11 protein-coding genes and 1 pseudogene are annotated in these 9,911 nt (G+C 61.7%); 1 reads left to right on the forward strand and 11 read right to left on the reverse strand.

What is annotated here, in order from left to right:
• The 9 genes and pseudogenes from L9Z73_RS18180 to copC form a co-directional block, all read right to left on the reverse strand.
• Positions 1–122, reverse strand: a pseudogene (locus L9Z73_RS18180) (aldose 1-epimerase); the annotation flags it as partial.
• Positions 122–1,402 carry a TRAP transporter large permease gene (locus L9Z73_RS18185; RefSeq protein WP_247403646.1) on the reverse strand — a complete coding sequence of 427 codons (1,281 nt, stop codon included), beginning with the start codon at positions 1,400–1,402 and terminating at the stop codon, positions 122–124. The pseudogene L9Z73_RS18180 and the gene L9Z73_RS18185, both read right to left, overlap by 1 nt.
• 1 nt (position 1,403) lies before the next feature.
• On the reverse strand, positions 1,404–1,931 hold the full coding sequence (locus L9Z73_RS18190; RefSeq protein WP_247403648.1) for a TRAP transporter small permease: 528 nt from the start codon (positions 1,929–1,931) through the stop codon (positions 1,404–1,406).
• A gap of 66 nt (positions 1,932–1,997) precedes the next feature.
• Positions 1,998–2,960, reverse strand: a complete 963-nt coding sequence (locus tag L9Z73_RS18195) for a TRAP transporter substrate-binding protein (protein WP_247403650.1) — start codon at positions 2,958–2,960, stop codon at positions 1,998–2,000.
• Positions 2,961–3,011: 51 nt separating this feature from the next.
• Positions 3,012–3,887, reverse strand: a complete 876-nt coding sequence (locus L9Z73_RS18200) for an SMP-30/gluconolactonase/LRE family protein (RefSeq protein WP_247403652.1) — start codon at positions 3,885–3,887, stop codon at positions 3,012–3,014.
• Positions 3,888–3,917: 30 nt separating this feature from the next.
• The gene (locus tag L9Z73_RS18205) at positions 3,918–4,733 is read right to left on the reverse strand and encodes an NAD-dependent epimerase/dehydratase family protein (RefSeq protein WP_247403654.1); all 816 of its coding nucleotides are present in this window, start codon (positions 4,731–4,733) and stop codon (positions 3,918–3,920) included.
• Between the two features lie 186 nt (positions 4,734–4,919).
• Entirely contained in the window at positions 4,920–6,182 is a 1,263-nt protein-coding gene (locus L9Z73_RS18210; RefSeq protein ID WP_247403656.1) for an OprD family porin, read from the reverse strand.
• Positions 6,183–6,359: 177 nt separating this feature from the next.
• Entirely contained in the window at positions 6,360–7,217 is an 858-nt protein-coding gene (gene copD, locus L9Z73_RS18215) for a copper homeostasis membrane protein CopD (RefSeq protein WP_247403658.1), read from the reverse strand.
• 3 nt (positions 7,218–7,220) lie between these two features.
• Positions 7,221–7,586, reverse strand: coding sequence for a copper homeostasis periplasmic binding protein CopC (copC, locus tag L9Z73_RS18220; RefSeq protein WP_247403659.1), 366 nt, complete (start codon positions 7,584–7,586; stop codon positions 7,221–7,223).
• Positions 7,587–7,701: 115 nt separating this feature from the next.
• Between copC and L9Z73_RS18225 the strand changes: the two genes are divergently transcribed.
• Positions 7,702–8,322, forward strand: coding sequence for a TetR/AcrR family transcriptional regulator (locus L9Z73_RS18225; protein ID WP_247403662.1), 621 nt, complete (start codon positions 7,702–7,704; stop codon positions 8,320–8,322).
• Between the two features lie 128 nt (positions 8,323–8,450).
• On the opposite strand, the gene preA is transcribed toward L9Z73_RS18225, so the two are convergent.
• Both preA and L9Z73_RS18235 read right to left on the reverse strand, forming a co-directional pair.
• A complete protein-coding gene (gene preA, locus L9Z73_RS18230; RefSeq protein WP_247403665.1) occupies positions 8,451–9,725 on the reverse strand; it encodes an NAD-dependent dihydropyrimidine dehydrogenase subunit PreA in 1,275 nt (424 codons plus the stop codon).
• A partial coding sequence (locus L9Z73_RS18235; protein ID WP_247403667.1) for an FAD-dependent oxidoreductase occupies positions 9,725–9,911 on the reverse strand: 187 nt, incomplete at its 5' end. The genes L9Z73_RS18235 and preA, both read right to left, overlap by 1 nt.

The raw sequence follows: 9,911 nt of genomic DNA on the forward strand, positions 1-9,911 counted from the left end.
GCTTGATCGCTAGGCCGCAGCAGGGGCTGGCCGCTGGCGCGCACGTGCCAGTTGACGATGCTGCCGCCCACGGCCGGGGCGAGGGTGAGGTGGGTCAGGTGGTCTTGCAGTTCAATCAGCATCACAGCACCAGCCCTGGCAACCACAGCGACAAGGCCGGAATGTAAGTCACCGCGATCAACACCAAAAACAGCACGCCATAAAACGGCAGCAGCGCCTTCACGGTTTTCTCGATACTCACCTTGCCCACCGCCGCCCCCACGAACAGCACCGCGCCGACCGGCGGGGTGATCAGGCCGATGCCAAGGTTGACCAGCATGATCATGCCGAAGTGTACCGGGTCGACGCCGATGCCGAGTACCACTGGCAGCAGGATCGGCGTGAGGATCAGAATCAGCGGCGCCATGTCCATCACCGTGCCGAGCAACAGCAGCATGGCGTTGATGCACATCAGGATCACGTAGCGGTTGTCCGACAGGGTCAGGAACAGCGTGGTGATCTTCGCCGGGATCTGCATCAGGGTCATGATGTAGCCGAAGCTGGCCGCGAAGGCGATCAGGATCATCACGATGGAAATGGTGCGCACCGTGCGGTGCATCAGCTTGGGCAGCTCGTTCCATTGGTAGTCGCGGTAGATGAACATGGTCACGAAGAACGCCCACAGCACCGCGATCGCGGCGGACTCGGTGGCGGTGAAGATGCCGGAGAGAATGCCGCCGAGGATGATCACCATGGCCATCAGGCCCCACAGCGCGTCGGCGCAGATTTTCAGCGCTTGCTTGAGCGGGATGACTTCGCCCTTGGGGTAGTCGCGCTTCTTCGCGAAGATCAGGCACAGCACCATCAGGCACGCGCTCATCAGCAGGCCCGGGACCACGCCGGCCATGAACAGCGAGGCGATCGACACCGTGCCGCCCGCCGCCAGGGAGTAGAGCACCGAGTTGTGGCTGGGCGGGGTCAACAGCGCCTGCACCGAACCGCTGATGGTCACCGCCGTGGCGAACTCGCGGGGGTAGCCACGGCGTTCCATTTCCGGGATCAGCACCGAACCGACCGAGGCGGTGTCGGCCACCGACGAGCCGGAGATCGCGCCAAAAAATGTCGAGGCCATGATGTTCACCAGCGACAAGCCGCCGCGCACAAAACCCACCAACACCCCGGCAAATGCCACCAGCCGCCGCGACATGCCGCCCTCGGCCATGATCGCGCCGGCCAGCACGAAGAACGGAATCGCCATCAGCGAAAACTTGTTCACCCCGCCGGCGATTTGAATCATCAGGGCCTGGTACGGAATGTCGATCCACCACGCGCCGATCAACGCCGACAGGCCCAGGGCATAGGCCACCGGCATGCCGATCAGGATCAAGGCGATAAAGCTGCCCAACAGAATCAATGCGTCCATATCAGGCAGCCCCTTCGCTTTCTTCAACCAGGTCGAAGCGCACAACCCGTCGGTTGCTCTGGTCACCGAGCAGGAGTTTTTCCACCACGAAGATCAGGGTCAGCAACCCGCCGATCGGGATCGGCATGTAGGTGATGCCCACGCGCAGGGTGGGGATGGCGCTCATGAACTGGTTCCAGGTGGACAGGCACAGCTTGCTGCCCCAAATGGTCATGAACAGGCAGATGGTGCCCATGAGCAATTGCGAGAGGATGCCGACGATCTGGCGTTGGCGCGCAGGCAGGCGGTTGGTGACCATCGCCACCGACATATGCGCCCCGGCGCGGTAGCTGGCGGCGGCGCCGATAAAGGTGAAGACCAGCATCAGCAGGATGGCGGTGGGCTCCGGCCAACTGGAGCCGGTGCCGAGGATGTAGCGGGCGAAGATGCCCCAGGGGATGATCAGCGCGACCCCAAGGACCGAGAGGCCGGCGACCCAGATGCAGGTCATGTAAATACGGTCGTTGATGCGCAGCAGTCGATTCTTCATGGCGTTCACCGTGACCGGGCGCGGCAATGCCGACCGCGCCGGGCCTTATGCGAGAGGCAGGGCAGGTTATTGAACGGCGTCGATGCGCGCGATGATGTCGGCGAAAGGCGCGCCGTACTTGGCGCGAACCGCTGCGGTGGCGTCGTAGAAGGGTTTTTTGTCGACTTGGATGAACTCCACGCCGGCCGCCTTGAGTTTTTCCTCGCTGCTGGCGGATTTTTTATCCCACAGCACGCGCTCATCGGCCTGGGCCGCCTTGGCGGCGTTTTTCACCATGACCTGTTGCGCAGGGGTGAGCTTGTTCCAGGTGATTTTCGACATCACGATCGGTTCGGGCAGGATCAGGTGCTCCGTGAGGGTGTAGTACTTGGCGTTTTGATAGTGGTTGTGTTCTAGCAGGGTCGGTGGGTTGTTTTCGGCGCCATCGATCACGCCTGTCTGCAAGGCACTGAAAATTTCGCCGGTGTCCATGGCGATACCGTTGGCGCCCATCGCATTAAATGCGTCGATGAACAGGGGATTACCTTGCACGCGAATTTTCATACCCTTGAGGTCTTCGATTTTGCGTACCGGCTTTTTGCTGTAGAGGTTGCGCGTGCCGCCGTCCATCCAGGCCAGGGCGACCAGGCCGAATTCGGAGTCGGTGATCTTGGCGAGGATTTCATCGCCGATCTCGCCGTCGATGACTTTGCGCATATGCGCCTGGTCGCGGAATACGAACGGCAGGTTGAACACGTTCACGTCCGGCACCACCGGGCCGACGATACCGAGGCTGACCCGGGTCATCTGGACCGCGCCGACCTGGGCCTGTTCGACGACTTCTTTTTCCGAACCCAGGACTCCGCCGGGGAAGTACTTGAAGGTCAGTTCGCCGTTGCTTGCTTGGGTGAGGGCCTTGCCCATGTTCTCTTCGGCCACGACGGTGGGGTAGCCGGCGGGGTGGACGTCGGCGAATTTGATTTCCAGCGCGTGGGCGGCGCTGCTGAGGGTGAAGACTGCGGCGGCGAGCAAGGTGCGTTTGAAGTCCATGGGCGGTCACTCCTGTCTTGTTATTGTTGTATTCAAGGCACAGCGATGCAGCTAGAGGGTGAAGTGCGGTTCGGGCAGTCCTTGGACGCCAGGGTTGAGGGCGAACACGCCGCCGGACAGCGACTGCTCACTCTGGTCGTCACGGATCGAGGTGACGAATAAAGTGTCCAGGCGACTGCCGCCGAAGGCGCACATGCTGGGTTTTTTCACCGGCACGCTCAGGGAGCGGTCCAGGCGCCCGTCGGGGGTGAAGCGGTGGATCAGGCCGGCGTCGTTGGCGCAGATCCAGTAGCAACCGTCGACATCCACGGCGGCGCCGTCAGGGCGGCCTGGGTGTTGCTGCATGTCGACAAACACGCGGCGGTTGCTCGGCGTACCGGTTTCGGTGTCGTAGTCGAAGGCCCAGATCTGTTGCACCAGCGGGTGCGAGTCCGAGACGTACAGCGTGCGGCCATCAGGGCTGAAGGCCAGGCCGTTGAGGGTGATAAAACCCTCTAACTGCGCATGGGGCGCGGCGCCCGAAGCGTAACGGTAGAGGATGCCTGCGGCGGCATTCGCGCCCATATCCATGACCATGCTGCCGGCCCAGAAACGGCCCTGGCGATCACAGCGCCCATCGTTCAGGCGCATGCCCGCGCACGGGTGCGCGACCTCGGCCAGCGGCGTGGTGTCGAGGCTGCCGTCGTTGTGCGCGGTGAGTTGGAAAAAGCCGCTTTGCATCCCGGCGACCCAGTTGCCTGCATCGGTGCGGGCAATGCAGGCGAGCATCTGCGGGGCTTTCCACGCGTCGCTATGACCGGTGGCGGCGCTCCAGCGTTGTAGCCCTCCGTTGGGAATGTCCACCCAGTACAGGGCGTTTTCTTCGGGCACCCACACCGGGCATTCGCCCACGGCATTGCGGGCGTCGACAATCAACTCAGCAGTCATGGCAACTCATTCCCTTGGGTGAGTGTTGCGTCAGTCACCGAACGGCCCAGCGGCGCAGAAAGCACCGCCCTGGTAGACCTTCGCCGGGTCATCGGCGGCGAGCGGCGGCTGGGCCTCGACCTGGGCGCGGAACACTTCGGAGCTGTCTTTTGGGGTAAAGCCCAGGTGCGCGGCGTAGCGGTTGTCCCACCAGGTATCGAGGTTGGCCGACATGCCATAGACCACGGTGTGGCCGACGTTCGGCGTGTACAGCGCGCGTTCGAGCAGTTGGGTCAGGTCGTCGAAGCTCAGCCAGGTGTGCATCATCCGACGGTTCTGCGGTTCGGCGAACGACGAGCCAATGCGGATGCTCACGGTCTCGATGCCGTAGCGGTCGAAGTAGAAACTGGCCATGTCTTCGCCGTAGGACTTGGACAGCCCGTAATAGCTATCCGGGCGACGCGGCGAGTGGGCATCGAGTTGTTCGCCCTGTGGGTAGAAACCGATGACATGGTTGGAGCTGGCGAAGATCACGCGCTTGACACCATGGCGGCGCGCGGCTTCGTAAATATGGTAAATCCCGCAGATATTGGCGCCGAGGACTTCTTCGAACGAGCGCTCTACCGAAACACCGCCGAAATGCAGGATGGCGTCGACGCCTTCGACCAAGTGGTGGACCGCTTGTTTGTCGGACAGGTCGCAGGGTTGCACTTCTTCATCGGCGCCGGCGGCGGCCATGTCGGCGATATCCGACAGGCGCAGCACCTGGGCATACGGTCGCAGGCGTTCGCGCAGGACTTTGCCGAGGCCGCCGGCGGCACCGGTGAGGAGGAGGCGGTTGAAGGGCGCTGGGGTCGTGGTGGTCATCTGGATTCCAGTTTTGTTGTAGGTTGTCGTATGACTATGCCGAAGTATTGTTAGAGAGTCCCCGCTTGTCAATGTGGGAGGGGGCTTGCTCCCGATGACGGTGTATCAGGCAATGTCTCTGTGACTGACCCACAGCCTTCGGGAGCAAGCCCCCTCCCGCAATGGATGTGCACGGGTTTTAGATCTTTAAAGCAACGAAATCGGATAGCTGACGAAGATCCGGTTCTCATCAAATTCGTTATTGCTAAAGTCCCGTCGCATGGTCGAGTTGCGCCAGCGCACGTTGAGGTTCTTCAGTACACCGCTTTGCACCGTGTAGGCCAGCTCCGATTCACGTCCCCATTCCTTGCCGTCGGTGATCGCGCCGGTGTGGACGTTACTGCCGCTGATGTAGCGGTTCATCAGGGTCAGCCCCGGAACGCCGAGCACCACGAAGTTGAAGTCATGGCGCAGTTGCCAGGATTTTTCCTTGGCGTTGTCGTAGCTGGCGTTGTAGCTGTCGTTGGCCAGGGTGCCGCCGCTGGTGCCGTTGACTCGCATCCATGCGCTGTCACCGCTGAGTTTTTGCAGGCCGACGTAGAAGGTGTTGCCGCCGTACTTGGCCGAGAGCAGGGCGAAGGCGGTTTTGTTGTCCAGGTCGCCGGCCAGGGCACTGCCGTCTTCCTTGCCGTTGAAGAAACCGAGGTTGGCGCCCAGGGTCCAGTCGCCCAGCGGCTGGCTGTGGGTCAGGTTGAGGTACTGCTGCTGGTAGATATCGCTCAGTTCGGCGTACCACAGGCCGACCTGGGTGCGCTTGTCGTTGAAGGTGTATTCGCCGCCGCCGAAGTTGAAGCGGTCTGAGGTGAAGGCGGCTTTGCCGTTCATGAACATGTCTTCCATGCTCGCGTCGTTGCGCGGGCTGTTACCGCGAAACTGGCCGCCGTAGAGGGTCAGGCCGGCGATTTCATTGGAGGTGACTTGGCCGCCCTGGAAGGTCTGCGGCAGGGAGCGGCCATCGTCGGAGCGCAGGATCGGCAGCACGGGCATCCATTCGCCGACTTTCAATTCGGTGTTCGACAGCTTGGTTTTCAGCGCCACGCCCAGGCGCCCGAAGTTATCGGCGGGGCGCCCGTCGTTGTGAACCGGCAGCAACTGGGTGCCGGCGGTACCTTTGCCGCCGTCGAGCTTTTGCGAATACAGGCCCAGCACGTCAATCCCGAACCCCACGGTGCCCCGGGTGTAGCCGGATTTGGCGTCAAGGATGAAACTCTGCGTCCACTCTTCGGCCTTGGCCTGGGGGTTGGACGGGTTGGTGAAATTGCGGTTGAAGTAGGCGTTGCGCAAATTGAGCGTGGCCTTGGCGTCGTCGACAAACCCTTCGGCCTGGGCGGTGAGAGGCAGGGTGAAAGCCAGGCTGCTGAGACCGATAAGGCCGAGACGCGAGGAGGAATTGCGGGCGAATTGACGCACAGTGACGCTCCATTTTGTTTGTTGTTTTTATTATTTGTCATACGTCGTCGTACAACATTGGGGCGATACTTGCGGGGTTTTTGTGGCTTGTCAATCAGAAGTTATACGATAACCAGGCTTGACTGATCAAAAGTGGCCGCAGTCCAGGGAGGGCGCTGGATCGTGCCGACGATGGATTCAGCCAGCCACGACCATCGGCGGCAGGGTGCCGAGGAGGGAGACGGCGGCTACCGCTGAAACACCTAGTAACCATTCAGCCATCACACTGGCCTTCAAGGTCTCCAGTCGCTGTTCGCAGCGATCGATACGCAAGCGGTTCAGCAGCGCCAGGGCCAACATGCCCAGCACCAGCATTGCCTTGATCAGCAGAATCAGGGCGAAACCGTTGAACAGCGGGGTGGGCCACAGTTGTCCGGTCAGTACGCGAACATTGATCAACCCGGTGATCAGCAAGCCGGCGACCAGGCCATAACCCACGCCGCTGAAACGCCGCAAAATCGGCTCCAGCCCCTGGCGTTGCGGTTGGCGCAGGATCAACACCAGCAACAGCAAACCGCCAAGCCAGGCGCCCACGCACGCCAGGTGTACGACCTGGTTGAGGATCAGCAACTGCCCGCTGAGCCCGTTGAGCATGGCGCCGTGACCGACCGGTGCGAGGGTCGCCAGCAGCAGGCTGAGCAAGGGCAGGCGCAACGCCGGCCAGGGTTTGATCAAGGCGATCAGCAGCAACAGGTTGAGCAGCAGATGCCAGAGCCACACTTGGCCAAAAAAGGTCTTGCCGAGTACCAACTGCACAGTGGCCGGTTGCAGTGCGGCGTCCCAGCTGCCGGCCATGCTGGCTGTAATCAGCAGCAACCAGGCCACGCCGGAGCCGAGCCCCAGCCAGGCCAGGCCACGGCTGATACGCAGCAATTGCCGGTCCAGCGCCGGCTGCGGTTCATTGCCCATCAGCCAGGGCCTGAACACACAGGCCCCGAACATCAACAAGACGACGATGAAATGCAGGAAGCGGCACAGCACCAGCAGCGTCGCCATAGGTTATTGGCCGACCTTGAAGCTGTATTCACCGTTGCTCTTGTGGGTGTCGACCGAGACGGCGTTCCACACCACTTTGTAGGTGCCGGCCGCGAGTGGAGCGGCGGGCGTCACCACCAGGGTTTTCTTGTCGGCATCCGGGGTTGCCAGGCCCTTGATTGCGATTTCGGTGCCGTCCTTGCTCAGGGATACCTTGGAAAAAGTCGCCTCCACGCCTTCGCTGAAGCTCAGGCGCACCTCTTTCGGTGCGGTCACGCTGCTGTCTGCCGCAGGCGTCGCGCTCTTGAGATGCGCATGGGCAAACGCGGCCGAGGCGCCCAGCAGGGAGGCCAGCAGGGCGACGGTGGTCAGGGTTTTCTTGATCAACATTAGGCAACACCAATCAATGGGTAGGGGCGCCAGTGTACGAAGTTTCGGCTCCGCCTGTCGCCCCGATCTAGAGCGGGTGGTAGTCTTTCCGTTATGTCTTTGTCAGGGAGCCCTTATGGGCAATCACAAGATCGGAATCCGTCGAGTCAACGTCGAAAAAATCCTGCTGGCCGCGGAGAAGATCTTCGCCGAGAAGGGTTATGGCAGCACCGCCATGGCCGATATTGCCGCAGAAGTGCAACTGCCGCGTTCCAACCTGCATTACTACTTCACCACCAAGAGCGAGCTGTACAGCGCGGTACTGTTCGACCTGCTGGAAGTGTGGAAGCAGGACGCCCTGAGCTTCGAAACCTTCGATGACCCGCGAGTGGTGCTCAGCAGCTACATCCGCGCCAAGATGCAACGCTCGCGCACGCGGCCGTATGGGTCGAAGGTCTGGGCCAACGAAATCATGCACGGCGCGCCGACGCTCGGTGAGGCCTTGGATGAAAGCCTGTACGACTGGGCCAAGATGAAGGAAGCGAAGATTCGCCAATGGGTGGAAGACAAACGCATCCTGCCGGTGGAGCCGGCGAGCCTGCTGTATATGATCTGGGCCTCGACCCAGCACTACGCCGACTTTGATCATCAGGTGAAGATTCTGAACGATCACCAGCCGTTGTCGGATATGCAGTTCGAGAGGGCGATTCAGACGGTGACCAGTGTGATTTTGCGGGGGATTGGGTTGGAGCCTTGAGTCTTGAGTCTTGTGGTGAGGCTGAGGGCCTCATCGGGGGCAAGCCCCCTCCCACAGTGGATCGCATTCTTTCAGACATAATGCGCTCAATGTGGGAGGGGGCTTGCCCCCGATAGCGGTCTACAGGACTACACCGCTTCTCGGTACGGATTACGCGGATCCTGGGTCCAGTTCAAGAACGGCTTGCCGGTGTCCACTGCCACCATCTCGATGCAATCGGCCACCGGACAGGTGATTTGGCACAGGTTGCAGCCCACGCACTCATCATCTATCACCTCATACTTATGCGTGCCGTCCGCCTGTTTCAAACTGGCGATGGCCTGGTGCGACGTATCCTCACAGGCAATATGGCAACGCCCGCAGCCGATGCAGGCGGCCTGATCGATCTTGGCGATCACCTGGTAGTTGATATCCAGGTACTTCCAGTCTGTGGTGTTGCCCACTGCGCGCCCGGAAAAATCCTGCAGGCTGGTGTAACCCTGACTGTCCATCCAGCGCGACAGGCCGTCCTTCATTTCTTCGACGATGCGAAAGCCATGCAGCATCGCCGCCGTACACACCTGCACAGCGCCGCAGCCGAGGGCGACGAATTCCGCCGCATCGCGCCAGTTGCCGATACCGCCAATGCCGCAGATCGGCAGGCCGTGGGTCTGCGGGTCGCGGGCGATTTCGGCGACCATGTTCAGCGCAATTGGCTTCACCGCTGAACCGCAGTAACCGCCGTGGGTGCTCTGGGTGCCGACCGTCGGCAGGGCGACCATGCGCTCCAGATCCACACTGGTGATGGAGTTGATGGTGTTGATCAGCGACACCGCATCCGCCCCGCCGCGATACGCCGCACGCGCCGCCAGCCGAATGTCGGTGATGTTCGGCGTGAGCTTGACGATCACCGGCAGCGAGCAGTACGTCTTGCACCAGCGCGTCACCTGTTCCACATACTCCGGCACCTGGCCCACCGCCGCGCCCATGCCGCGTTCCGGCATGCCATGGGGGCAGCCGAAGTTCAGCTCGATGCCGTCGCACCCGGTGGCTTCCACCAGGGGCAGGATATTTTTCCAGGATTCTTCGACGCACGGCACCATCAGCGACACGATCAACGCGCGGTCCGGCCAGTCCTTTTTGATCTGGGTGATTTCGCGCAGGTTGATCTCCAGGGAGCGGTCGGTGATCAGCTCGATATTGTTGATGCCCAGCACTTCGCGGTTAGCGCCATAGTGCGCCGAGTAACGCGACGACACGTTGACCGCCGCCGGGTCTTCGCCGAGGGTTTTCCAGACCACGCCGCCCCAGCCCGCTTCAAAGGCGCGGACCACGTTGTAGGCCTTGTCGGTGGGCGGCGCGGAGGCCAGCCAGAACGGGTTGGGGGCTTTGATACCGGCGAAGACAATCGAGAGATCGGCCATTACGCAGCCTCCACGTTGAGCATGAGTTGGGCGTGCATGGCTTCAGCGGCCAGCTTGCCGTGTTGCACCGCCTGGACGGTGAGGTCCTGGCCGAGGCTGACGCAATCACCGCCGGCATACACGCCGGGGATGCTGGTGCGCAGGTGCTCGTCGACGAAGATGCGCGCGCCGACCCGCTGCAGTTGC

It is taken from the genome of Pseudomonas emilianonis (assembly GCF_023072625.1).
GTDB lineage: Bacteria > Pseudomonadota > Gammaproteobacteria > Pseudomonadales > Pseudomonadaceae > Aquipseudomonas > Aquipseudomonas paraveronii.

What these genes read in the sequence shown, in the direction of transcription:
- L9Z73_RS18205 (WP_247403654.1), bottom strand. Translation starts at nt 4,733, where the DNA reads ATGACCACCACGACCCCAGCGCCCTTCAACCGCCTCCTCCTCACCGGT.
- L9Z73_RS18225 (WP_247403662.1), top strand. Translation starts at nt 7,702, where the DNA reads ATGGGCAATCACAAGATCGGAATCCGTCGAGTCAACGTCGAAAAAATC.
- preA (WP_247403665.1), bottom strand. Translation starts at nt 9,725, where the DNA reads ATGGCCGATCTCTCGATTGTCTTCGCCGGTATCAAAGCCCCCAACCCG.
- L9Z73_RS18185 (WP_247403646.1), bottom strand. Translation starts at nt 1,402, where the DNA reads ATGGACGCATTGATTCTGTTGGGCAGCTTTATCGCCTTGATCCTGATC.
- copC (WP_247403659.1), bottom strand. Translation starts at nt 7,586, where the DNA reads ATGTTGATCAAGAAAACCCTGACCACCGTCGCCCTGCTGGCCTCCCTG.
- copD (WP_247403658.1), bottom strand. Translation starts at nt 7,217, where the DNA reads ATGGCGACGCTGCTGGTGCTGTGCCGCTTCCTGCATTTCATCGTCGTC.
- L9Z73_RS18200 (WP_247403652.1), bottom strand. Translation starts at nt 3,887, where the DNA reads ATGACTGCTGAGTTGATTGTCGACGCCCGCAATGCCGTGGGCGAATGC.
- L9Z73_RS18195 (WP_247403650.1), bottom strand. Translation starts at nt 2,960, where the DNA reads ATGGACTTCAAACGCACCTTGCTCGCCGCCGCAGTCTTCACCCTCAGC.
- L9Z73_RS18190 (WP_247403648.1), bottom strand. Translation starts at nt 1,931, where the DNA reads ATGAAGAATCGACTGCTGCGCATCAACGACCGTATTTACATGACCTGC.